This window comes from Paenibacillus sp. SZ31 (assembly GCF_012912005.1).
GTDB lineage: Bacteria > Bacillota > Bacilli > Paenibacillales > Paenibacillaceae > Paenibacillus.
Window position 1 is genome coordinate 112718 of sequence record NZ_JABBEA010000008.1, and the last position, 25093, is coordinate 137810.

Consider the following 25093-nt stretch of genomic DNA (forward strand, 5'->3'; position numbering starts at 1 on the left):
TTCTACAGTCATTATTGTAAATTGTATTTACATATAACACAATCATTCCCTATCGATTCCGATTTCACTTTCCAAATTCAATATAAATTATTGCTGGCAGAGAAAAGTTTTTTCCTGTATATGGCCAACTTTGGTGCAGGCATGGGTGTTCTGATGATCGATTCCTCCAATACCCCTTCGTTTGACCGCTGGGAAGGGAACTTGTAACCCATGGGATTTGCGCACGGAGGACGTCACCCGCTTCCTGATCCGGCTGTGCTCGTAAGTCGTCTCTCCAAAGCTGGCATCGGCTCCAATAGTCGTATTGTTGCTTATGACGATCAAGGCGGGATGAATGCATCTCGGCTATGGTGGCTGCTTCGCTACATCGGTCATGAACAGGTGTATATCATGGACGAGGGCTTCTCCGCATGGCAAAATGCCAAGTTCCCAGTGACCACGGATGTGCCGGTTCAGATCCCGGCTTCGTTTGATGTGAATGTGCAGCCACAGATGCTGGCAAGTGTGCAGGATGTGCAACAGGCCTCGGTAAGTAGAAGTACCGTATTGATCGACTCCCGCGATGCCCGCCGCTATGCGGGTCTGGAGAAACCGATTGATGCCAAGGCCGGACATATTCCGGGTGCGTTGAACTACTTTTGGAAAGATGTGTTGGATTGGGATGGACGTTGGACAGATACTGGGGTGTTAGAAGAGCGTTTCAGTAAGCTGGACAAGGATGGTGCGATTATCGTGTATTGCGGCTCCGGCGTATCCACTTGCCCGAATGTGATTGCGCTCGAAGAAGCGGGATATACGAATATGAAGTTGTATTCCGGAAGCTGGAGCGACTGGATTAGTTATGAGGAGAACCCTGTGGCGACGGGGGAAGATTAAAAACTAAGAGCCCACGTCAACCGTGGGCTTCTTTGTGCTTTTATTATATCCATGTAGCATTTTAAATGCTTACATTTCCGACCTCTGTAACGTTCAGATTCAGCCCATGTTTTCGGCATACGTCGTAAAAATCTTTTGAAACAATGGGTTTGAAGATATTTATATAATCCAGCATAAAAAATTCATGCTTGTCAATTCGCTCTTCATGAAGGCAGATTTGAGATACAACTTTGACGACCTTACGTGGAGGCTGTTGTACAGATGCAGCAATGACCGCTTTGCGTCCATATTCCGAACGTTCATAATCGAAAACATCCAAACGATCAAGCTGATGTGCAGTCCAATAGGTTTTTTCAACCGAACGACCGTCGTGGTAACACACCGTTGTCGGAATAAACTGGGTGTTTGTTTTAGTTTCCTCCAACAGCGTTTTAAAACGATCTGATACGTGTCTCCTTCCTGTGATCGTCTCAAAATAATCTACTTTCAGGTTGCGCACCGTAGACAGTAACTCAACCTCTGCCGTTGTCCCCTCTGGCAACGGATTCTCTATCGCTAAATAATTCATATCTAATTGGGGAGTGAAGGTCGTTCCGCCACTAATAAACCCTCTACGTGGATATTGAGATTCCAGAAAATAATAGTTCACAGAATGAAGTCTCCTTTCCAAATGAAGTGCTTTTCAAGTGTGGAGTGATCCTAAAATCGGGAGAGTCGGCAAGGTTCTAATTCATTTCTTGATTCGCCATCAATGATTTCACTTGCAGCCAGATGCGCAATCAGCGGCGCCAGCGTAATTGCAGAATGCATCACCGTCAGATACAGTCCATTAATGTGATCTTGGAAGCCCACGATCGGATAGCCATCTTCAGGCATGGGTCTCCATCCAACCTTTATACTTTCCAGTTCCAGTTGATTTCCATGTTTTAGACTACGACGCAAAGTGTCGAACGCTCGCTTACCGACCGCCTGCGGTCCGTTTTCCTCCGACTCGTCGATATAATCTTCCGCAGCCAGCAGCGTATAATCTGCCAGTTGACGCGCTTCAAATTGCGCATTGGAGATTAATGTATGTATCAGTTTATTTGCAGTTTTCATCCGAATTAGAATGGAAGGTGACGACGTTACCGGCACGTGACAACCTAACGGGTTACAAAGTTCGGAGGTACTTGTACCTGTGGCTAATACCACGACATCCGACTCCACAAAACCCTTGGACGTATGAACGCCAACCAGGCGGGAACCCTCTTGCTGCAGTTGTGTAACGTTGGTGCCGAACTGAATTTTTGCTCCGTACGCTTGCGCTTTGCTCAACAACAGCTCCGTTACCGCTATAGGGTCCACCGCACCTTCTTCGCTAACAAATATCGCTTCATCCGGATATTCCTTCAGATTCGGCTCCAATATCTCAAGCTGCTCCCGGTTTAATTTTTGAGAGCGATGTTGCTCCCTTAGAGGCGGAGTGTCCCAAGTTAGTGCTCCATGCCAATGAATTTTCAGTTCGGACAACTCTTGCTGAAGTGTGTGATATTCTTCCACAGCTGCATCGTACAAATGCCAGTATTCAGGAGCCACTCTATGCGTCGTATGTATCCAGGCAAATGATTTTTCCGTGACTTCACGCGCCGCGGCTGAGTGCCTTTCAATAACAGTTACATCTTTATTTCGTTTAGATAGATGATAGGCCATACACGCCCCAACAATCCCTGCACCAACAATTACAATTTTTTGTTTATTCAAAACTAACTCTCCCTTGTTACCCTATCACCCCAAGGAATCGATTTTCCAAAGTTCGGAAGGGTTTGCTCCTATTTCGTTGATTAGACATTCTCCACCAACTTAACGATCTCGTCCAATTGCCCATCGACCGCCAGCGGTGTGTACATCCACCATTTGTCGTAAGATACCTTATGCACGTTTCTATTCCGAACAGCATTCAAGTTCCTCCATACTTCCGAACGACACAGTTTGCGAAAGGCGGCTTCGGCACGTGGGTTTTGCCCATTGACCATGATAAACAATCGATCCGCGTCATAATGACAGAGTTCTTCGAATGGAAGCTTTTCCGAGAAAGCGTTATGACCATTATAGTCATTAATGAATTGCTGCACGAGCGGATGAGGCTTCAACTGAAGAGAGCGGTACAGCACATGCCCCATGTTCCGGTCACCTGCCACGCGAAAGCCCGTATCATCGATCACCAGTGCTGCATACGTATCTTGCAATCCGATAGTGGAACAGAGTCGCTCCTTTGTCTGGGCAACCTTAAGCTGATGTTGTTCCATCCACTCTCTGCTTCTCTTACGTTTGTTAACAACGGCAGATACACTGTCTAACTGTTGGTATACGTCCTGAGATTGCCAGGGGATACGTACCACCTCGGCGATCGTGGAAAATTGTTCGTATTCCCCTGTCGTCATATGCTCATATCCCAAAATAAGATCTGGCTCCATTTCGCGAATCGCCTCAAGATCGTATGGTGCCCATACAAACGGTTTCATCTCAGGCAAATACGGACGAACGTACTCGTTGCGGAATAAATGATAATCCGGTGCTCCGATCGGCGTCATGCCAAGTGCAAGCAAATGGGAGGTGAACAGCAGACCGATAACACGCGGCTCATGTTTCTTAATATAGACGCTGGGAGATACGCCTTCTTGCTGTTTGAACCTTCGGCTGAAATAAAACTCGTCCTTGAATCCAACCTGTGTGGCAATAGAGTGCATGTCCCGGCTTGATGATCTCAGCAAACGTTTCGCATGGTCGACTCGCACACGATGCAAATAATCCATTGGGCTTGTTCCTGTTACCTGCCTGAAAATATGGCTATACTGCCTCGTGCCAACGCAGGCGATAGCAGCCAACTCCCCCACCTTCCAATTGTGCTGGTAATTTTCCTCCATATGAGTGATGGTCCGCAGCACAGCCTCCTTGGTACTCGCCGGCTGATTCGCACAAGCCTTGACCGCAAAGTGAAAAACCGCTTCTTGCAGTAAAATTTCCCGCCTAAAGCGGCTCATCCCCATATCGGTCGTCCGTAGCTCAGCAATTTGATCGAGTAGTTCCATCAGATTGGCCAACGGCTGAATTGCAACCATTCGGTTTCCTATCATTGCCAATGGATGTTCCTCTGGTTCTCCTTGCCAGTCTGCATCAAACTCTAGCTTATGCCCATGCACGATATGTCCAGGCTGATGCTCCCACTCCAAGATCGTACCGGGAAGAACCAGAATACTGCTGCTTGGAACGATTGTAAGGCGTTGTCCGTCCAAAACGGCAACGCCTTCTCCCTCATCAATGACCCATAGTTCATAATTGTCGGGTGCAAACATCGTGTGTTCTATACCCGAATGAAACGTATATACATCAAGCCCAATCCAACGTAATCGTACGTTATCCATGGGCAAATCGAAGTTCTGCCACTCCACCGTATGTCACCTTTTTCTAAATGAAAACAATTCTCATCTACAACTTATTGTACGACAATTCAAATATGCAGAAAAGCCCCCTTAATCCAGGGAGCTTTTACACCAATTTTTCATTATTGATTATGTTGTTTGAACAATTCCACGGCTTCATCTAGCAGAGCATCCGTGGAGAATAACGTGTAAGACCACCATTTGTCATGTGGCACAATGAAGACGTTGCCGTTTTTGACCGCAGGGAGGTTTTTCCACAGGCTCGATTCCTGCATTTTTTCATAAAATTCCGTCGAACCCGGTTGGGTATCATTGACCTTAATGATCAAATAATCCGCGGTAAGCTCCGGCAATTTCTCCAGTGACTGCGGCTCCGTGTACACGACGAATCCATCGCTTTTATCAACCTCTTCCTGAACCCATGGCATGCGCTTTAATCCAAGCAGATCGTGCAATACATACCCCATGTTTCGGCTACCTGCTACTTGGAAGGAATCCTTGAAGATTTCTACAGCCGCTACTGTCTCGTCTGCTCCAACAAGATTGCTCATTTCAGCTTTGCGTTCTACTACTTTGGTTTCATGTTTCGTGATCCATTCTTCTGCTTCCGCTTTTTTACCCACGATATCGCCAATGTATCTCAGTTGATCGTATAGATTGTCTTCCCATGGATAGATAATCGTCGGAGCGATTTTCTCCAGTTGCTCGATTATATCCGCTTCGACAAAGGAAGAAGCGATAATTAGATCAGGCTGAAGTGATGCCACTGCTTCCATATTAGGTGGATAGTCTCCGGCAATTTCAACTTCGCTGGCAGCATTTTTTAGATAATAATCCTGTTCGATTTCATATTGAAGTCCACCTACTGGCGTAATGCCCAGAGCCAACAGTTGCGTTGTTGCACTGATGGAAAAAATGCGCTGCGGTGTCACGGGAATCTCTTTTGTTCCGGTAGGATCCGTGAAAGATTTCGTTTGTGAAGCGTTGGCGGATGCCGTCTCTTCCTGACTCGCAGTTCCTGCGCCCGTAGAAGCCGTCTGACTTCCGGTGGAAGAACCGCTATCGGCCTGTGTGCCACATCCCGCCATAATAAGGACCATCAGTAATATCATTGCTGCAGACATCATGCTATACGTACCTCTTCGTTTCATTAAATAAATCTCCTCGCTTTGCAGTATTCAGTAATGAGAATCAATATCACTTAGAATAGAATACCGGACAGTCCTCTACTTTGCACATGGAGAATTCGGCGATTTTCTTTAGATCATTGAGAGGTCAAGACATCAAACGTTTTTCGTCTTTATACTCCATAGTTATGAGAAGAATTCGGTACTACCGTGGAAACGTTTTGGAAAGTGACAAAAAGCCCACGAAGAACGCGGGCGAATCTAACCAGATTTATTTATTTACTTTACCATCAAGCCCAATTTTATACACATCCCCTTTTGGATAGGTTAGGAATGCAAGACTGTTTCCAACTTGTCCTAAAAAGCGATCATAATAATCTATAGAAGCAAATTTATTCTTCTTACCTGTATAGCGATTATAAACATAAATAGTACTTTTAGTATTGCCTACTTTGTCTATCGTATTTTTTCGGTAATAGAACTTATTATTCAAGTATGCTAAGGGATGAATGTAACCATCTGATGCAAATGTCTTTTTCCTTGTTCCATCCAACTCTGCAAAGACACCTCTGGAACTGTAGCCTCCATCTATCATCTCAGAAAAAAACAACCCATTACCATAAAAATTGTATACCGACACACCTTTTGAGGATAATGCCTTAGTTGCGGTACCATCTTTTTTCATACGATAAAACAAATCTGTATGCCGCTCCGTATAGTATACATACTCTTTATTAATCTCAAAATTATAAAAAGGAGATACAGGCAAAATAATCTCTTTCTCCGTGCCATCTGTCTTCATTGAGCCAAAGGACAAATCATCGTACAAATTACCATTGTACTCACTTTTCACAAAGTAAATCGTATCTCCAGCAACATCAAAACTTGCAAAATTATCATCTTGGGATACATAAGCGAATGCTGAACCATCTGTTTTAATCTTAGCGATAGAATAATGATCTTCTTCGTCCTCTACTAAAAAATAAATCCAATTCCCAATAACTTTTTGCTGTGAAGCTTGCTTATTATAAATAGATTTCGTTGTGCTTTTTTTGCCTGTAAACGTAGTGAAATTAATACCCACCAATCTTCCGTTATCGTTATAACCCTCCCATATTAAAGAATTCCCCGAAGTTCCAGCACCATATGCGGGTACCACTCCAAATAACATGATCATACTTAATAGTGCTACTAACAATCTTTTTCCCATCTTGACTCTCCCTAAAATATGTATTTTTATACATCTGTTATTATAAATCGTTTTTTACTTGCAACACAATTCATTTAGACTTCGGAATATGTATATCGCATTACAAACGCTTTATTTCAGTTTTTTCGCAAGAGTCCACTAATATTATTATATAATAACCTCACCACATAAAAGGCTGGCTTCAACAGCTCATGGAAGGAAGACAACTCTCTATTGAAAGCAACCTTGAATGTACAAGATCACATACTCATCTGGAATTGTGCATCGCTCAAAATCATGGATGTACGACATATTGTCATACAAGCCGACGAGTGCGTGCGTCCTTACCTGTTCCCTGCCAGCGCCTTTCTGTACGTAACGCATGGCAGTGCAACCGTGATTTTAGACGGAAATGAGCATGCTACCAAACCATTTTATATGCTTCATGGGGGCAAAAACACCCGTCTGGACATCATGCCAACGGACGAATCCTTTCATTATTACCTAATTTTCTATAAAGCCTCCTTCCCGCTACCTGGCAAGCAGCATACACTTCAACAACCAGATCAACCATTGCCATTCCACCTCCAGTACGGTTTTATTCCATACCATCCTGCCATCCTCTACGAAATCGCTGAGCGTATGCTGGGCGAATGGAATAGACCGGGACGCTTGGAGCGGCTCCATACCAAAACACTATTCTATCAATTTGTATATGAATTGCTCAGGCAAATGGATCAACAGCAGGTCAGCATTGTTAGACCTAACCTTGCTTCTCAGCTTATTCGCTATATGCAGGAGCACTACGCCCAGCCGCTGACGCGGGAAACACTCGCGCATACATTCCATTACAGCGTCCCTTATCTGTCCAAGTACTTCCGACGTGAAACTGGCGCAAGTATAATCGATCACTTAATCGGTATTAGGATGAACAAAGCAGGAACGCTGCTGCAAAAGACCGAGTTATCTCTGCAAGAAGTGGCTGCAAGCGTCGGATATGGTGATGTATCCTATTTTATAAGAATGTTCAAAAAGCATACGGGAGTCACACCAAAGCAATTCAAGGATGAGTCCGGACAAGTGGCGAGAGGTTCTTATCGTCCTATTCTTAGGCTTCGATCATCCATTGCTCCGCGTAAACTCCGTCGTTATATTGATATCAGAGATGATAATCATTATCAACATAGCGAAAAAGGAGATTTACGGATGTATAGAAGCAAACTACCTGTAGGAATTACCCTGCTGTTGTGCCTAACTCTATTGGTTAGCGCATGTTCCAGACCAGCAAACACGAATGGAAGCACTGGCAGTACGCAGAGTCCAACTGTAGGTGCAGAGAGTAATATCAGTAACACAACAACCGGCAGCTCGGAGATGGTAACCTATTCTGCGGTTAACGGTGAAGTACAAATCCCAAAAAAACCTCAAAGGGTCGTAATGGTGGCAGGAGCCTTTACTGGTCATTTGCTAGCGCTGGGCCTTAAGCCTGTTGGAACTGGTGATGAGTCCTTTAACAGTTATACAGAAGGAAAACTCGATGACGTTGTCAACATCGGTAACGATGTACCCTACGAGAAAATCATGGAGTTGCAGCCCGATTTAATTGTCGTTTGGAATGACCCTGAAACGATCGAAAAGCTGTCCAAAATTGCGCCGACCGTCGCTGTTGAATATGGAGTACCTCTGCGGGAGCAATTGATGGATTTTGGCAAGATGACTGGTAGAGAAGAGCAAGCAAAGGCCTGGATCGCAGAGTGGGATGCTAAAATCGCTGAATATACACCACTCGTGGAGCAAGCGGTAGGTGATCGCACGGTTTCGATTTTTGATACGGGAAGTGCCAAAGAATTTTATGCCTACGGGAGCTTTGGTAGAGGTGGAGATATTATTTATGGCGAGTTTGGCCTGAAGGCACCGCCGATCATTCAGAAGGAAGCCATCGATAGCGGCAAAGGTTGGGCCAAGTTATCACTTGAATTGTTACCACAATATGCAGGAGATTATATCTTTATAAGTGGATGGACAGGTGATGAGAGTGGGGATTCCGTTTTTGAAGGTCCGATCTGGGATAACCTCCCTGCTGTCCAGAATAATCACGTTTATCGTGAGAACAGCCGTGGCTTCGTGTTTAGTGACCCGATTTCGTTGGAAGCCCAACTTAAATTTGTCGTAGACAGCCTAACCACAACAGAGTGAAATTCAGTAAACCACGTTATGTACGAGGCGAGGAGCAATCCTCGCCTTTTTTATGCTCTACTAGTTGTGCTCATATATAAACAGGGACCTCTCACCATGATCGCAAGGGGTCCCTGTCTATGAACTTGTTATATAGCTAATTTCCGTTAAGTGATGGTAAGGCCTCCGCTTGCATATCCGGCTACGGTTGTAGCCACATCAATTCCGGCTGTTACAGATGCTGAGAAGACCATAAGCAGGCGGTCACCGGCGGCTACCGGAATACTCAGTCCTGTAGTCAAACCACTGGATATTGTTCCCAGTGCTAGAATACCGGTCAGTGGAGGCGCCAAGGTTACCAATGCACCCGGTACAGCTGTAAAAGAGTTATTAGGTGCAGTGGAACGGAATAATTGTGCAGTTATGGTTACTGTGGATCCAACCAAGCTCAGTCCAGCTGTCGTGCTGAAATAAGCAGCCAGCGAAGTAATCGTTCCTGCACGCGATGCCGAGAAAGCGAAGTTAAGCAATGTGCCTGCGGCGCCTGTGAGATCAATAATTCCTCCGTTAACACTTACTCCTGTAGCATTGTTACCAAAACCAACTAAACTGGAGGTATTCAAAAGTCCACCCAATACTGTAGTCAACACCACTGGAAGTCCTGATGAATAAGGAATGATTGCTCCAGCGCCTGCTACACCTGTAGCTCCCGTTGTTCCTGGTGTACCTGTTGCTCCTGTCACTCCCGTTGTACCTGGCGTGCCTGTTGCTCCTGTCACTCCCGTTGTACCTGGCGTGCCTGTTGCTCCTGTTACTCCCGTTGTACCTGGCGTGCCTGTCGCTCCTGTTACTCCCGTTGTTCCTGGTGTCCCTGTTGCTCCGGTTACTCCCGTCGTACCCGTTGTACCTGGCGTGCCGGTCGCTCCCGTTACTCCCGTTGTACCCGGTGTGCCGGTCGCCCCTGTCACTCCCGTTGTACCTGGCGTGCCTGTTGCTCCTGTTACTCCCGTTGTTCCCGGTGTGCTGGTCGCCCCTGTCACTCCCGTTGTACCCGGTGTGCCGGTCGCCCCTGTCACTCCCGTTGTACCAGGTGTGCCTGTCGCTCCCGTTACTCCCGCTGTACCTGGTGTGCCTGTTGCTCCTGTCACTCCCGCTGTACCTGGCGTCCCTGTTGCTCCTGTCACTCCCGCTGTACCTGGCGTCCCTGTCGCCCCCGTAGTTCCGGTTGCACCTGTGGCTCCGGTGATGCTTGGGGTTTCACCCAGCAGTTCGGAAGAAACCAAACGATGGGCTGTTACCAAAGCGCCTGTGCTGCTCTTACCCCATACGGATACTTGAACAGGATCATTAACCGTCGCTGGTGTTGTAAAAGTAAACTCAAAGGCATCAAAATTGGCATAATAATTGTTGGTTATTACTTGATTGGGTATGATGTCAAGAGACTCACTGACATACAAAACTCTTATTCCACCATCCAGGTAATACCCTTGTATTTGTACGGTTGAGGCTGTCACATCACTGCGGTTATCCATTCTGACGGTAACTGTCTGAGTCGGTCTTACACCGCTAACAGCATTATTTTCTATCGGCCCGGTTGATAAAAAGCTCATCGCTACATCTCCTCTTTTGGGTATATCTTATCTGTTAGATGTCATTAACTGTTTTTTCGTGGGCTACCACCCGGTGTGCATCAACCAATTGTCCAGACGCCTGTTTGCCCCACACTGAAATTCCTACTTCCTCCACACCTTCCACATCTGTTCCAAAAACAAACTCAAAAGCATCTAAATCTGCAAAATAATTTCTGGTCACTGCTTCGTTAGGTGCAATACTGATCACTTCACTCACATACAGCGTTCTAGTTGTGCTTAGCACATAACCCTGCACGGATATTGTTACCGAGTCCACAACAGCCCGACTTACCAATCTGATCGTTACCTGTTGTGTCGGTCTAACCCCGGAAACCGGATTATTTTCTATCGGCCCAGTTGATAAAATAGCCATTTTCCCCATCCCACCTTTTTAAGAACCTCATACTCTAGCAGTATTTGGCATAAGCTCACCTGATAGTAATATTCAATCACTCAACCAACGGTGTGGACAAAACACAGGGGGCAATCCACCATTATCAATAAACAACAACTGTCTAAGCCCCAGGCTTTAGCTAACAAAAGCGGGAATATGTATAACAAGGAGAAGAATTTATGCTACCGGAAGATAAACAGAAAATAAGAGAGTATATTTTTATAACTACTAGCATCAATTCCCGAAAAAACAAACGACCGTTCCCCCTTTAAATTACAGGGAAACGGCCGCAGCTTAAGACGTCTTTTTTCGTATTTACTTGATGAGGTTAGAACTACGCATATTAAAAACCTAAAAGCAGGTGTTGCCTCCGCCTGAACACCGATATCATCAACATCCAGAGCCTGAAAATAAAATAATAGCGGGGCAATTCATTTCCTATCTAAAAGACTCATCCTTCGTAATCAAAGATTGCCGGAATAGCTGGCTTAGCTCCAGGAACTGATCTATCTCCAAACGGTGAACCGGTCTGAACTCTTCGCTACTTCTGGCTCTGGAATGAAGCGTAAGCTTCAGCCCTTCTTGTTGCAGCAAATATTTCGCGTTGACCGGATAATGACGTCCCTCAAACAGATGAAGGGGCCCCAGCAATGTCTGTAATCGTTCGGCTCTTGCTTGATCCTGCTGCCAATTTTCGATGATCCACACGTACAGATCCGGATGGAAGTTGGTCAGAATGCCACTGTAGCCGTGTGCACCTGCTTGCAGCGATCCTAGATACGAAGTGCCGTTGGCATTATAAATTTTGAGCGGTGTCCCTTGAACGGCTGCGACCTTCTGACGGATCTGTTCCAGATCACAGCTTGTTTCCTTGAGAAAGAAAAAACGTCCGCTATCTGCGCACCACTTCAGCAATTCTGGAGACAACAAGCGATGGTATGGAATTGGACATTCGTACAGACCCAGTTTCACATCTGGCAACCGTTCCATGATAGTGCTCAGATTGCGTTTCCACACCTCATCGTCGTCATTAGGACCTGCTATACGACTTGTCACAAGAATGACAGCATCAACACCTGTCTGCGCAATTGCCGTTAACTCCGTAATTTGTTCCTGCAAATCATCCAAATTATGACCGGAAGCAACAACTGGCACTCTCCCTTTTGTTTTTTCCACTACGAATGTGGCCAAGTCTACTCTCTCTTGTAGCGATAGATGGAGCATTTCGCTAGAAAGACAAACCGCGAATAGACCATGCACCCCTTTACCCAAATACCACTCGATTAATTCTTCTAATGCCGTATAGTCAATCTCATTGTCCTCCGTGAACGGAGTGAGCATAACTGGCCACACGCCGTCCGGGAATAAAGTATCGTTCAACATACTGCCTCCTCGCTGACGCCAATTCCATTCTCAGAGATGGCGACCTCCTGATATAATAAGTTCATACCTATCCCTATTATAAAATTGTAAACGCTATTATCGAATGACATAATAACGCCATTTCATGACATCATGTCGCCATGCGTGTCGTGCTGGAGAGAGTGTGGGTGAATCGAAATGGACATCGTTCAATATCAATTCTCGAATTTTTCCAAAATCCATAACGTCGATCTGAAATTATACTATTGCGGTACAGAGCAGTGCTTGCCTGGACATGAGGTCGGCCCTATGGTGCGTGATTATTACAAAATCCATTATATCCATAGTGGTAAGGGACATTTTCATACCGGAGGCCGGACGTACACACTAGGAAAAGGGCAAGGATTTCTGATCAGTCCAGAGAAGCTGGCGCATTACCAGGCCGATGATGAAGCTCCATGGACATACTCCTGGATCGCATTCAACGGCATGCAGGTGGAACGCTATCTCAAGCGATCATCCTTATCCAACGAACAGCCCGTATTTTCGTCCAATCGGGACGAGTACATTCAATCCTGCTTTTTGGAGATGTTCAAAGCAACGGAGCATAACCTGACAGACGAACTTCGGCTGTTGGGCGCCCTTTATTCCTTCCTGTCTGTCATATTGGACCCAGCTTCCATGCCCGTTACCTCACCAGGTGCACGAGGTCAATATGTGGAACAAGCCATTGCATTCATCGAACATAACTATGCAACGGATCTGAGTGTCGAACAACTGGCTGCACGTTTGAAGATCAATCGCAAATATCTGTCCAAAATCTTCAAAGACACCACTGGGTTCACACCTCAACAGTATGTGATTCAATACCGGATGAATCGCGCCAGCGAGCTTATTCAGAAGTCTTCCCTTTCGATGAATGAGATCGCATGCAGCGTCGGATACAAAGACCCCTTCCAGTTCTCTCGTATGTTCAAAAAAGTAATGGGCGCAGCTCCACGAGATTACCGCAACGAAAAAAAGGAGTAGCCTGTCCGAATCGTTCCATACGATGCTCCCAACCGCTTCAAATGTCAGATTCTGACGATCAAGTCAGAACCGTACGTCCAGGTAGTCAGCGTCATGATCATGATCAATTGAAAAAGCCCGCACCATATGGCGCAGGCTTTTTTTCCGAATATACTCGGATCAAAATTTCCCCATACTTTGCTTTATTCAGCAATCATTTTAGGAAACTCATCCAGCAGCATGTCGCTCGTCAGCATATCTTCATAATTCCATTTGGACTCGATGAAAGTGACTTTTCCGCTTTGCACAGCGGGGAGTTTTTTCCAAAGTGGCGTTTCCAGCAGTTCCTTGAAGGACGATTCGGCTTCATCATTCTCAGGATACAATACGAATAGATGGTCACCTACAAGCATCTCATGCATCAGCTCAGGCGAAATTTCAATGAACGGGGAGCCTGCGGCCGGCTCAATGCCTTTCACCTTCTCAGACATCTTATAGCCTTGCGGTTGGTACAACAGTTCAGGCACGCCGCCTGTTTTCATCAGGTACATCGTCCGATCCCAATAATACATCAGCACCACAGCCGTTTCGCCTTCAGCGACTTGGCCTTGAGCCCGTATCTCGCTCCACATCTTTTCTGCCTTGACATTATAATCAGCCAGCAATTGCTTGGCCTTATCCTGTCTGCCTACGATCTCTCCGATCACCGGAAGACGTTCGTTCAATGGCAGATTCTGATCAAAGACAACGGTCGGTGATATTTTGGATATTTCATCATACTGCTTATCCAGTACATAACCCAGCATGGTCAGATCAGGTTCCAGGGACAGGATTTTCTCAAAACTCGTGGGAAAACCGATATCCTCTGCTGGCGTGATCTCTTTATCCTCATATGCCGAATTGGCAATAAATCTACGGTCGATCCCGACAGGTTGTACACCCAGCGCAAGCAGATCTCCAATGGAATTGCCCTGAAGCACAACACGTTGCGGCTTCTCCGGTATACTGACTTCATGTCCTTGGTTGTCCGTGTATAGCCTTTCGGAAGGCGTTGTACTTGCCTGTTGACTCGTTTGCGTTTCTACAGTGGATGTAGAGGTTGTGCTTGCATTCCCCCCGGCAGGTGCGCAAGCGCTGACCATAATGGTCAGGCATAACAGCATGACAGCCCCCAATGATACTTTGGTATTTCTGTACATCGATAAATCGTTCCTCTCCATATGTTGATAATGATTATCATATTCATTACCAATATAACCTTGTCTTCTGCGTTCTGCATTAGACAATCTAAGCCTGGTTATAGGACGATCCATTCTTTTGGTTTGATCACGAGCTTCTGACCTATAATTACCGGGTGTCACTCCCACCGTCTTCTTGAAAATGCGGATAAAGTAAGATAGATCCGTGTAACCCACGCCCGACGCCACTTCCTGTAAAGAAGCCTCCGTTTGTTCCAGCAATTCACAGGCTATTTCCATTCGAATTTGAATCAGATAATCAATGAGACTGTTTCCGGTCTTCATTTTGAACTGTTTTGCTACATATGCAGCACTATAGTTAAGCTGCTCAGCAACCGTGGATAACGTTATTGATTCCCTGTAATGTTCACGTATGTATTGAGTGGCTTGCTCAACTAGATCAGGTTTAACATTAGCTTCCGTATGTATCTTCCATTGTCTCTCGACTTCGTACGCAAACTGATACAGCTGCGATTTCACCTGCAATCGTTCCAGTGAGTTAGGCTTCAGCCAGATGTGGAGCATTTTCTTAAGTTGAAGCAGTAATTCCACCGAATCATTGGGAGCAAAAGCATATTGCCTTTGAAATGGACTGCTGCTCTCAAATTGTCTTTGGACAGACGGTACAGCCGTGTTGGAGAGAGAAGTTTTATATAACACCAGATAGTATTCCATTCTCTCTCTAACCGGACCGATATCCAGATGACCTCCCTTCCCACTATGGATGATATAAAAACGTTCAACATCATGCTTCACACCATCGAGCCGAAAACAAGCGGTACCACGAGCAATATATAAATATCCAGATGCAGGAAAACGATAGGAGCTCAACGCTTCACCTGGATTTAGAAACTTATAGCGAATATCCATGAGTTGAATATTGGCATAATCCCATAACATTAAATCATCGTCGTTCAAAATAATTCCCCCTTTCCTATGGGAAGTATAATTGATAACAATTATCATTTACAACAAATTTTTAACTGCTACATCCTTCGGTTAGTAAAAAAAGAAATATTTCCAATTTCATAGAAATATCGACATTCAAGATATCTTCATTCAAGCTTCATTCTTTCCCTTCACTTCTATAGTAAGATGATGTGGACTTACCCATAAACTAGATACTGCAATTCCACAAGGAGGATTTCCATATGAAAAGTTATCTTGTGTTCGGTGCAAGCAAAGGATTAGGAGATGCCTTCGTCAGAGGTGTGCCCGAACAGGGCGATAAAGTCTGGGTCGTTTCTCGAAGCAGACCGGAAAGCCTGGATTTGAGTGATGGTGTACAGCGGATATGGATACAGGCCGATCTTTCTGAGCTGAACGCCGCCACCATTGTCACGGACCAGTTGAAGAATGAACCTTTGGATGTACTCATATACAATGTAGGCATTTGGGAGAAAGAAGGCTTCGAGGATCACTATACGTTCGATAAAGACGAGCCTGCGGACATCAGTCATCTGATCCATGTTAATATCACTTCAACCATCGTATGTATTCAGGCATTATTGCCTCATCTACGACAATCTGCAGCGGGCAAAATCATTCTCATTGGTTCAACAGCCGGTCTGAATAATGCCAATAGTACACAAGTATCTTTTGTCGCCTCCAAGTTTGCCATTCGCGGAATCACAGAGGCTCTGAGAGAACATACCCGACATGACGGCATTGCCGTTACATGTATTAACCCCGGAGAGCTGGCAGCGGAGATCCCTTATGAAGAAGGACCGGATCGAGCTCTTGCTGAGTATGACGGGACACGTATTCCACTTCAGGACATGGTTTCTATCGTTCGTTGTATCGTGAATTTATCCAAAGCAGCTTGTGTAAAAGAGATCAACATGCCAGCACTAACGGATATGAACACCTAGCTAGAATAAGAATATTCCAATACTTAACGGTACAGAAAAAAGCCCGCTTCTCTTAAATGAGGGCGGGCTTTTGGCACAGTTTAACGGGCAATGCATTTAAATGTTAAACCCTTTTACAAGGTCGTTAAGACGTAGCGCACTTTCCTTCACTTGATCCGACTGACTCGTTACTTGCAATGATTGCTCAGTAGAGGACACCATATGTTCAGCAATATGCTGACTCGATGCAGCGGATTGCTCACTGGCCGTCGCAATCTCATGAATGGCTCTCACCAACGTCTCAACGGTTTCATTCACCTGACGCGCCGTCGTGTGGAGATCATTCACTGTGTTGGCTTGTTCAACTGCATGAGTGTAATACTCATCTGCCGTATCTTCCAACAACTTATAGTCATTGCCCACTTGGTTGAACATAAAGGTAAGCATTTCCTTCGCGCTAGAAGACAGAAGAGCGACAGACTCTGTGACCTCACTTGTAACATGCCGGATCTCGTCTGCAGCTTGTCTGGAGCCATCTGCCAATTTTCGGATCTCCTCAGCTACAACGGCAAAGCCACGTCCTGCTTCACCTGCACGAGCCGCTTCAATGGAAGCATTCAATGCGAGCAAGTTGGTCTGCGAGGTAATATCCAGAATGGACTGGGACAGAACACCGATCTGGTCCACTGCATGGGCACGCTCCAATGCATCATTCATCTTCACGCTCGCACTCGTATACATATCCTGGGCTGCCTTACTAGATACACTAGCCTCCTGCTTCAGAACCTCAGCTTTGCCGCTAGTAACATTAGCAGACTCAGCCTTCTCCTTGGTACGGGCGGAGATGTATTCAGCTGCTCGAAGGACCTCATTAACGGATTGATTCATATTCTCCGTATATGCAGAAGTCTCTTCCATCGTTGCCGACAACTCTTCTACCGTTGCAGATACCTCACGTATACGCTCATTGAGTTCCGACATGTTCTGATTCGTGAGGTCACTCATCTCATTGATCTGCTGAGACTCATTCACCACACTCGTAATTACATTCGAAGTGGAACCCGTCATTTTATGAATGGCACGAGCAATGACACTAATTTCATTCTGACCTTGAAGCAACTGGGGAGCAATGGTAGCTGACAGGTTGCCCTGTGTAATCTCTTCACAGTAACTATTGATTGCACGCATCCGAGAGCGAATATTTCGAATCGTCAGATAAGACACAACGACCAGAATGAACAGTGAAGTGAGAAGCACAATGCCAAGAAACAGCGCTGTATCTCGAATGGTGTCTTGGGTTTGCGCATATAAATTCGCAGATTCTTCTTCATTATATGTACTTAACTTCGTAACCGTTTCCACAATGGCTGTACTGCTTTTGTTAATTCGGTCTCTCTCTTCATCATCATAAGTACCCGTTGTTTTCTTGACGTTCATGATCTGTTCAATGTCCTGGTCGTAAACTTCCAGCTTCGCCTTGAGATCATTAAAGATTTCTTGTTCTGTTGTATCAAGAGTTCTTGCGGTAAACTCGTCCATCCCACCCATAACCTTTTTCTTGTTCTTCTGAACTTGCTCATACTGCTTGTCCGTATATTCTTGCTTATCGAGAAGCTTGGTATAGTTGGCACGCATATTATAGAAGTCAGCCTTAATCTCCAAAATATTAGTCTGATGCAAGAATCGATCTGTATATAACGCGCCCTGTGCCACTCTCACGTCATTCATGCCAAATATGCCGAATAGAAATAATACAACGAGTCCAATCAAACTAACGGCAATCATTAATATCAAGGTTGTCGTTATCTTCAGCTGTTGAATCCCTCTCCCCCTTAATTTATTACTCTCTGATTTCTTAGCCATTCATGCTCCTCCGGTTCTCCATAGGTCTATATTTCACAACGTGATACTTATAGTATCGGTGTGTAGTGGTCTCAATTGTTAGCTGCATGTAAAGTTCTGCATCGTTCTGTCCCCACTATGATGTCACTTCCATACTTTCTCGATCCGATCTTATTCCCATTTCTGTTGATTTTTTTCGTTTAGCCTACAGGAATCTACATAATTATATATATTATTCCGACATATAATTAGAAGCTTTTAGCTTAATACACATCTGGGGAGATGGAACATGTCAAACATTTTAAGGAATCGGGTATTAAAGAAAACACGAACATCCAGCATCGCGAACACATTATCCATTGTGCTATTGGTCATTATCGTGGTCGTCTTTGCCGTTCTGGGGACGTTCATGTATTCAAGCACACAAAACATTTTGGTCAAACAACAGGAGTCTATGCTTCAGACCAAGACACAAGCGATTGTAAGTGAGTTCGATGCATTATTCAAAGAAAAAGGTTCACTGGTCAAGCAAATGTCTACCAATAAGTTATTTCGACAATACATAGAAACGACCGAATCGGCAGAGGTTGCAGCCAGTTCCACATACGCAGCGGAAACTCAGGAAACACTCGCAGCCATTGTTAAGGAAGAGCCTTCGTTCGCCGATGCCTGGATCGCAGGTTTAGGAGGTAAAGGCTTCTGGCTGCAAAATGATGGTGCGGCTTCCGCCCCGGATTTTGATATCCAAACACGCCCATACTATAATCCGGCTGTAGCCGCAGACGGGTTATATTTCTCTGATCCGTACATTGATCTTGCAACAGGCAGTGTGCTCATGGGCATATTCTATCCAATCAAAGATGACAATGGTCAGCTTATTGGATTTGCCGCGGCTGATATTGCATTCAAGGATATCCCGGCCATTATGGAGAGCTACTCACTGGGAAGCACGGGTTACTCCATTCTACTTTCCAAGACCGGAGATATTCTCTACCATCCGGATCAGGAGAAAGTTTTGAAAGAAAAGATTACGGACACGACTGGCGGTATTGGGGACATCGGCAAAAAGATGATCGCTGGGGAATCCGGTGTGCAGTTGATTAATGACAATGGGGAAAGTCGTTATATCGGCTACGCAACCAGTAAAGATACAGGGTGGTCAGTAGGTCTGACCATATCCGAGAAAGAAGTTCTCGCGGAATTAAAAACATTCACATGGATTACGCTTGGCGGATTTGCCGTTGCTACCATTTTGCTCGTGATCATCAGTTACATTACACTTCGTTATCTGCTCAGAGCAATTCCACAACTGCTTGCCAAGATCAAGCTGATTGAACAAGGGGATCTGACGGTTCAGCTGGATGCGAAGTCCAATAATGAGATCGGACAGATTGCTCAGGGCCTGAACTCCATGGTGCAGAAGATTCAAGGAATGTTACAGATGGTCGGCAGCTCGGCGCATGTCTTGAATCAGTCGTCTAACGATCTGCAATCGATATCTTCAAGAACGGCAGGGACCATGAACGACACGTCTACAGCCATCAATGAAATTGCTAATGCGACCAATTATCAATCGATTGAGACAGAAAATATTTTACGTAAAACAGGTTCATTATCGTATCAAATCGATGAAATCGCGACGGATGCTCAAGCGATCGAGACGATGGTGCAGACATCTGTTGATCAGAGCGGCCAAGGACTCTTAGTCGTTGAACAACTCTCCAAATGGGCTGAGGAGAACCACAATTCTACACAGGCGATGTCCTCCATTATTCAGGAGATTGATCTGAGCCGTAATGAAATATCCAGTTTTGTGGACACCGTAAAACAAATTGCTTCACAGACCAACCTGCTGGCACTCAATGCATCGATTGAAGCTGCACGTGCTGGTGAACAAGGCAGAGGTTTTGCTGTCGTTGCCGAAGAAGTGCGCAAGCTTGCGGAACAAACTGCACAGGCTACAGAGGAAATCAACAAGAAGGTACGTGTGATTGAAGAGAAAACCAACATCTCGGTTGAACATACCGTGCGCGGCATGAAAATTGCGGATGAAAATGCCAAATCCGTAGAGGACACGAAACAAGTCTTCTTTAGTATTAACAAGGACCTGGAAGATTTGAAATTACGCATGGTCCAGATCACGGGCAATACAAACAATGTTCATAAGCATAAAGATGAGATTTTCCAAGCGCTGGAGATTATCTCGTCCACTACAGAAGAGAACTCTGCTTCCACAGAAGAAGTTAGCGCCAGCACACAGGAACAATTGGATAGTATTGAACAGGTGGCTGATCTTTCGAAGCAGTTGAATCAGTTATCCAATAAATTGCAAGACGAATTGAGCCAGTTCAAGGTCGAATAGTATAAGTAACGGTCTCCATCCTCTTCTCATTTGCGCCTGATCCATTTATTATAAATAGATATGTGTGTACGAAGAGGATTGGAGGAATACATCATCATGAACTTTGCTAAACGTATGGACCACTTCAGTGAAGGGATCTTCACCCGGTTGCTGGAGATCAAACGCCAGCGCCTGGAGAATGGACAACCTGTCATCGATCTCAGTGTAGGTACACCGAATATTCCACCTACGCAGCATATCATCACTGCACTATGTGAAGCTGCTGCTGACCCGTTGAACTATATATACGCGGTGAATGACCAGAGTGAGCTGCTGCAAGCTACAAGTGAGTGGTACAAGCAGCGCTATGAGGTCGAATTGGACCCGAAAACACAGGTCTGTTCCTTACTCGGTTCACAAGAGGGACTGGCACATATCTCCCTCTCCATCGTGGACGAAGGAGATCTCGTTCTGGTACCTGATCCCTGCTATCCTGTCTTCGCCGATGGGCCTTTATTGGCCGGAGCAGAGCTGTATTATATGCCGCAAAAAGAAGAGAACGGATATGTTATTCAGCTTGAGGATATTCCGGAAGATATCGCTCATCGAGCGAAATTCATGCTGGTCTCCTATCCCAACAATCCGACAACAGCGATGGCACCGGATCAGTTCTATCTTGATCTGATTGCCTTTGCCAAGAAGTATGATATTATCGTGCTCCACGATAACGCGTACAGTGAACTTGTATTTGACGGAAAGTCATGTGGAAGCTTCCTCGCGTTTCCTGGCGCTATGGACGTCGGTGTGGAATTCAATTCCTTATCCAAAACCTATGGCCTGGCCGGAGCCCGAATTGGCTTCTGTGTGGGCAATGCAGCTATGGTCGCCATGATGAAAAAGCTAAAATCCAATATGGATTACGGCATGTTCCTACCGATCCAAAAAGCAGCGATTGCTGCCATAACCGGAGATCAATCCGAGGTTGAACGGGTCAGAGCGATCTATGAACAGCGCAGAGACATCCTCTGTGAGGGCTTCAGCAATCTCGGTTGGCCGATTGCCAAACCTGAAGCGACCATGTTCATCTGGAGCCGGATTCCGGCGCACTACGACAGCTCGGAGCAATTCGCCATGGATCTGGTTACACATGCGGGAGTCATCGCAACGCCAGGAAGTGCCTTTGGCCCTTCAGGTGAAGGTTATGTGCGATTCGCCCTCGTTCAGGATCATGAGATATTACAGCAAGCCGTACAGTCAGTCGATGACAGCGGGATTCTGAAATCCAGCTAACGACAGCACGATTCACATGTGCTCAACCCAAAATCCCCTCAAGGTACACAGGGAGTAAGAGCTTCACGCTTAATAACGTGACTCTCTATTCCCTGTAGACCTAAGGGGATTTTTTCATTTCCGGAGGACTAGACATTCATTAGGTGCTTTGTGTGTTGTGCCGATATAGGGTCTGACAAACCATTGTCTGTGCAAACGAGTTAAATAGCTTGTAAGATCGTGTACGAATGGTACCACTTGACAGCAAAAAGCCTGCTCCGGGAGCAGGCTTTTGGTTTGAACTATTTATACAGACTTGCGCCAGTTGGAACGATACATCAGATACAGGAAGTACGGCGTTCCGATAATCGCAATGAGTATGCCTGATGGAATCTCTGTTGGCGCCATGACGGTTCTTCCGATCGTATCGGCCAGCACCAACATGACTGCACCGGCTAATGCGGATAAAAACATCGAACGTCTTAACTTATTCCCCGTCAGTAACCGAACCATATGTGGTGCAATCAGACCGATAAAACCAACAGTTCCTACACAAGCAACAGCACCTGCTGCAAGTAATACACCCACGGTCATGGCCAGTAATCGTGTACGGCGTACACCCAGTCCAAGTCCAGATGCACTATTATCGTCGAATACCAACAGTTCGAATCTACGCGCCAGCCACCAGGCCACAGGTACCAGAATAACTAAAAATAATCCGATAACCTTCACCTGTTCCCAGGTACGAGCATAGGTGCTTCCCGTCAGCCAGATATACCCGCTGCTACCGTATACGGCACCACGGACAATCAGAATCTGAATCCCTGCTCCAGCAATGGCAGACATCGCGATCCCCAGCAACACAACCGCCGAAGGGTTCAGTCCTTTCTTCCAGGCGAGGGAGAACACAACCACTGCAGCAATGGCTGCACCGATGATTGCCGCAATTGGCAGCAAGTATATCGGAAGACCCGGCCATAAGATGATGACCATCATTGCTCCAAGCCCTGCACCTGAGGATACACCGACAATTGAAGCATCTGCCAGAGGATTACGTACCGCCATCTGAATAAGCACACCACTGATTGCCAGTGCAGCTCCTGCACCTGCGGCAACAAGTGTACGCGGAATTCGAAGCTGAATCAGCGCCGAGAACAGTCCATCCGATTGGAATAGACTCGGTAACCAATCGGCCAGAGGAATTCGCATACCGCCAAACATCGTACTGAGCAAGATTAGCGCGACGGTAATGACTGAAAATAATACAGCCATTGGGCCAAATGCAAAGCGACGCGCAGCTCCTCCTGTACTCATTGAAGTGGACATGCTTGAGCCGTTCGCTGCCTTCATGCGTGTAAGGACAAGCCAGATGAGCCACGGTGCACCAATGATCGCCATAACCGCACCTGTCGGCAGCTCCATGCTGGAGTTATGCACCATTTTGGCAAGTACATCCGCCCCAACCAGGAGCGCTGCTCCCCATATGAACACACCTGGTAACAGCAATCGGTTGGAACGTACGCCACTCAATCGAACCAGATGTGGCGCAACCAGCCCCACGAAGCCAATCGGCCCAATTACACTGACGATGACTGCAGCCAGCAGTACCGCGAGAATTAAACCACCCGCACGAGCCAATCCAACCTTTTGCCCCAATGAAGAAGCCGTTGATTCATCCAGCTCTAGCATATCCCACTGTCTGGACAGGATTAACGCGAGAAGCGTAATACCAATCACCCAAGGCCAAGCATAGGACACACCACTCCAGTCATTCTGGACAAGTGTTCCCGAGCCCCAAAGGAACAACCCTTGCGTCTCCATGGAGAAAAAAATATGTAATGCGCTTGTAAATGAACCGAGCACCATCGATACAATCATACCGGACAACGCAAGCCGAACCGGGCTTGATGTTCGTCCGCCGCCCATGAAATAAGCCGCAAAGGCTGCCAGCAGACCACCAAGAGCTGCGAAGAGAAAAGGCGACTGACTTAACAGTCCTGGAAAAGCAATAACTCCCAGCACCACTACAAAGTACGCTCCTGCATTAATGCCCAGCGTATCTGAAGCAGCCAATGGATTACGAGTAATCGTTTGCAGCAAAGCACCCGCCACAGCCAATGCGCCGCCTGCAAGAATACCAATCACTGTGCGTGGCATACGCAAATCCCAGACCATATTGTGCTCTAATGTATCCTGTCTGCCTGTAAGTGCGTCCCAAACGATAGACAAAGGAATGGATGCCTCTCCATAACACAGACTTACAAAAAAAAGCACGATGAGAGCGGTTAGACCGCCCCCATATATGCTTATTGTGCGCCAATTCATAGTTGGCTTAGATCCTTGAACCGAACTCATTTGGTAATCGCCTCTACTACGCCATCAACCAATACTTTGGAGGAGATCGGTCCACCAAATGTCCATGTTGTGCTATCCAGTTGATAAGTGCGTTTGTCCTTCACGAAGTTCAGTCCATTCCATACAGAGTTATCTTTCATGGCTGTGCCAAAGACATCATCGTCTGGTTGGGTGATATAAATGAAGTTACTGTCCTTTACAGCAGTCAAAGACTCAATGCCTACTGTGGAGAAGCCATAGTTTTCAACTTTGTCCGGCTTCCAATCGTTAACCAGTCCGATTTTATCCAATGTACCAATCACAACGGAGTTATCGGTAAACATACGCAGGCTAACTGCATTTTGATAAGTGAACGCTTGTGTCAGTGCAAAGTTGAAGTTTTCTTTACCCGCAGCAGCCAATTTTTCTTTGGCTTCTACATAGTGCTGATCGAGATCACTCAGAACTTCTTTTGCTTTGTCTTCTTTACCCAGAGCAGTTGCAATGTTATTAAAGATCTCTGTCATTTTGTCATAATCATAGCCGTTACCATCGTACGGATCATATTCAATCGTTGGTGCAATCGCGTTCAGTTGATCATAGACCGCCGTATTATTATCTGCATTAGCAATGATGAGATCTGGCTTCAAAGCAGCAATAGCCTCCAGATTCGGTTCACTGCGTGTTCCGATATCCGTTACACTGTCATCCAGTGCTGCTTCGGATGTTACCCATACTTTATAGTTAGCGTTATCTGCATTACCTACTGGTTGAACACCCAGGGCAACGACATCTTCCGTATATGTCCATTCAAGTGTAACGACACGCTCTGCTGGCTTGTCCAGCTTAAGCTCTCCACGTTTATGCTTCACGGTAACAGGACCTGCTGTCTCTTCAGCTGGAGCACTACCCGAATCAGTACCTTGACTTGTATCTGTTGTAGTCGTGGTTTTACCACAACCCGCCAAAACCAGCACAAAGGCAAGCATAATCAACAGTCCGTTCAACCCTTTTTTCATATCTTTATCTCCCCTGTTT

17 protein-coding genes and 1 pseudogene are annotated in these 25093 nt (G+C 45.9%); 6 read left to right on the plus strand and 12 right to left on the minus strand.

The features are described 5' to 3' along the window. Window positions 1–207 precede the first annotated feature (207 nt). A pseudogene (locus HF638_RS16925) lies at window positions 208–876 on the plus strand (sulfurtransferase); the annotation flags it as partial. Between the two features lie 61 nt (window positions 877–937). On the opposite strand, the gene HF638_RS16930 reads toward HF638_RS16925, so the two are convergent. The 5 genes from HF638_RS16930 to HF638_RS16950 form a co-directional block, all read right to left on the minus strand. Next, window positions 938–1525, minus strand: coding sequence for an imm11 family protein (locus tag HF638_RS16930; protein WP_169481245.1), 588 nt, complete (start codon window positions 1523–1525; stop codon window positions 938–940). 50 nt (window positions 1526–1575) lie between these two features. Continuing rightward, window positions 1576–2616, minus strand: a complete 1041-nt coding sequence (locus HF638_RS16935; RefSeq protein WP_169481246.1) for an NAD(P)/FAD-dependent oxidoreductase — start codon at window positions 2614–2616, stop codon at window positions 1576–1578. An 80-nt stretch (window positions 2617–2696) separates the two neighbouring features. Beyond that, the gene (locus HF638_RS16940) at window positions 2697–4304 is read right to left on the minus strand and encodes a helix-turn-helix domain-containing protein (protein ID WP_169481247.1); all 1608 of its coding nucleotides are present in this window, start codon (window positions 4302–4304) and stop codon (window positions 2697–2699) included. A 113-nt stretch (window positions 4305–4417) separates the two neighbouring features. Continuing rightward, a complete protein-coding gene (locus HF638_RS16945) occupies window positions 4418–5446 on the minus strand; it encodes an ABC transporter substrate-binding protein (RefSeq protein ID WP_169481248.1) in 1029 nt (342 codons plus the stop codon). A 247-nt stretch (window positions 5447–5693) separates the two neighbouring features. After that, a complete protein-coding gene (locus HF638_RS16950) occupies window positions 5694–6632 on the minus strand; it encodes a DUF5050 domain-containing protein (protein WP_169481249.1) in 939 nt (312 codons plus the stop codon). 213 nt (window positions 6633–6845) lie between these two features. Here HF638_RS16950 and HF638_RS16955 point away from each other — a divergent pair, with 213 nt between their 5' ends. Beyond that, window positions 6846–8807, plus strand: a complete 1962-nt coding sequence (locus tag HF638_RS16955; RefSeq protein WP_169481250.1) for an AraC family transcriptional regulator — start codon at window positions 6846–6848, stop codon at window positions 8805–8807. 146 nt (window positions 8808–8953) lie between these two features. Here the strand turns inward: HF638_RS16955 and HF638_RS16960 are convergent, their stop codons facing one another. From HF638_RS16960 to HF638_RS16970, 3 genes are all read right to left on the minus strand, one after another. Further along, window positions 8954–10396, minus strand: coding sequence for an exosporium glycoprotein BclB-related protein (locus tag HF638_RS16960; protein WP_169481251.1), 1443 nt, complete (start codon window positions 10394–10396; stop codon window positions 8954–8956). Window positions 10397–10430: 34 nt separating this feature from the next. Further along, window positions 10431–10790: a hypothetical protein gene (locus tag HF638_RS16965; RefSeq protein ID WP_169481252.1), complete on the minus strand. Its 360-nt coding sequence runs from the start codon at window positions 10788–10790 to the stop codon at window positions 10431–10433. Between the two features lie 459 nt (window positions 10791–11249). Continuing rightward, a complete protein-coding gene (locus tag HF638_RS16970; RefSeq protein ID WP_481856161.1) occupies window positions 11250–12191 on the minus strand; it encodes a dihydrodipicolinate synthase family protein in 942 nt (313 codons plus the stop codon). Window positions 12192–12371: 180 nt separating this feature from the next. Here HF638_RS16970 and HF638_RS16975 point away from each other — a divergent pair, with 180 nt between their 5' ends. Continuing rightward, a complete protein-coding gene (locus HF638_RS16975) occupies window positions 12372–13202 on the plus strand; it encodes an AraC family transcriptional regulator (RefSeq protein ID WP_169481254.1) in 831 nt (276 codons plus the stop codon). 182 nt (window positions 13203–13384) lie between these two features. On the opposite strand, the gene HF638_RS16980 is transcribed toward HF638_RS16975, so the two are convergent. Beyond that, a complete protein-coding gene (locus HF638_RS16980) occupies window positions 13385–15337 on the minus strand; it encodes an AraC family transcriptional regulator (RefSeq protein ID WP_169481255.1) in 1953 nt (650 codons plus the stop codon). Between the two features lie 233 nt (window positions 15338–15570). Here HF638_RS16980 and HF638_RS16985 point away from each other — a divergent pair, with 233 nt between their 5' ends. Then, a complete protein-coding gene (locus HF638_RS16985; RefSeq protein ID WP_169481256.1) occupies window positions 15571–16290 on the plus strand; it encodes an SDR family NAD(P)-dependent oxidoreductase in 720 nt (239 codons plus the stop codon). A gap of 96 nt (window positions 16291–16386) precedes the next feature. Here HF638_RS16985 and HF638_RS16990 read toward each other — a convergent pair whose 3' ends face one another. Continuing rightward, window positions 16387–18132: a methyl-accepting chemotaxis protein gene (locus tag HF638_RS16990; RefSeq protein WP_169481257.1), complete on the minus strand. Its 1746-nt coding sequence runs from the start codon at window positions 18130–18132 to the stop codon at window positions 16387–16389. Between the two features lie 268 nt (window positions 18133–18400). Here HF638_RS16990 and HF638_RS16995 point away from each other — a divergent pair, with 268 nt between their 5' ends. Both HF638_RS16995 and HF638_RS17000 read left to right on the plus strand, forming a co-directional pair. Further along, a complete protein-coding gene (locus HF638_RS16995) occupies window positions 18401–20473 on the plus strand; it encodes a methyl-accepting chemotaxis protein (RefSeq protein WP_169481258.1) in 2073 nt (690 codons plus the stop codon). A 96-nt stretch (window positions 20474–20569) separates the two neighbouring features. Beyond that, window positions 20570–21742, plus strand: coding sequence for an aminotransferase class I/II-fold pyridoxal phosphate-dependent enzyme (locus tag HF638_RS17000; RefSeq protein ID WP_169481259.1), 1173 nt, complete (start codon window positions 20570–20572; stop codon window positions 21740–21742). A 285-nt stretch (window positions 21743–22027) separates the two neighbouring features. On the opposite strand, the gene HF638_RS17005 is transcribed toward HF638_RS17000, so the two are convergent. Both HF638_RS17005 and HF638_RS17010 read right to left on the minus strand, forming a co-directional pair. Beyond that, window positions 22028–24076 (minus strand): iron ABC transporter permease, encoded by a 2049-nt coding sequence (locus HF638_RS17005; RefSeq protein ID WP_169481260.1) that lies wholly within the window; start codon window positions 24074–24076, stop codon window positions 22028–22030. Further along, on the minus strand, window positions 24073–25074 hold the full coding sequence (locus HF638_RS17010; protein WP_169481261.1) for an ABC transporter substrate-binding protein: 1002 nt from the start codon (window positions 25072–25074) through the stop codon (window positions 24073–24075). The genes HF638_RS17005 and HF638_RS17010 overlap by 4 nt, the downstream gene beginning before the upstream one ends. Between the last annotated feature and the right edge of the window lie 19 nt (window positions 25075–25093).

Coding starts and splice junctions, on each gene's coding strand:
- HF638_RS16945 (WP_169481248.1), bottom strand. CDS start 5,446: ATGAAACGAAGAGGTACGTATAGCATGATGTCTGCAGCAATGATATTA.
- HF638_RS16950 (WP_169481249.1), bottom strand. CDS start 6,632: ATGGGAAAAAGATTGTTAGTAGCACTATTAAGTATGATCATGTTATTT.
- HF638_RS16960 (WP_169481251.1), bottom strand. CDS start 10,396: ATGAGCTTTTTATCAACCGGGCCGATAGAAAATAATGCTGTTAGCGGT.
- HF638_RS16965 (WP_169481252.1), bottom strand. CDS start 10,790: ATGGCTATTTTATCAACTGGGCCGATAGAAAATAATCCGGTTTCCGGG.
- HF638_RS16975 (WP_169481254.1), top strand. CDS start 12,372: ATGGACATCGTTCAATATCAATTCTCGAATTTTTCCAAAATCCATAAC.
- HF638_RS16985 (WP_169481256.1), top strand. CDS start 15,571: ATGAAAAGTTATCTTGTGTTCGGTGCAAGCAAAGGATTAGGAGATGCC.
- HF638_RS16990 (WP_169481257.1), bottom strand. CDS start 18,132: ATGGCTAAGAAATCAGAGAGTAATAAATTAAGGGGGAGAGGGATTCAA.
- HF638_RS16995 (WP_169481258.1), top strand. CDS start 18,401: ATGTCAAACATTTTAAGGAATCGGGTATTAAAGAAAACACGAACATCC.
- HF638_RS17000 (WP_169481259.1), top strand. CDS start 20,570: ATGAACTTTGCTAAACGTATGGACCACTTCAGTGAAGGGATCTTCACC.
- HF638_RS17005 (WP_169481260.1), bottom strand. CDS start 24,076: ATGAGTTCGGTTCAAGGATCTAAGCCAACTATGAATTGGCGCACAATA.
- HF638_RS17010 (WP_169481261.1), bottom strand. CDS start 25,074: ATGAAAAAAGGGTTGAACGGACTGTTGATTATGCTTGCCTTTGTGCTG.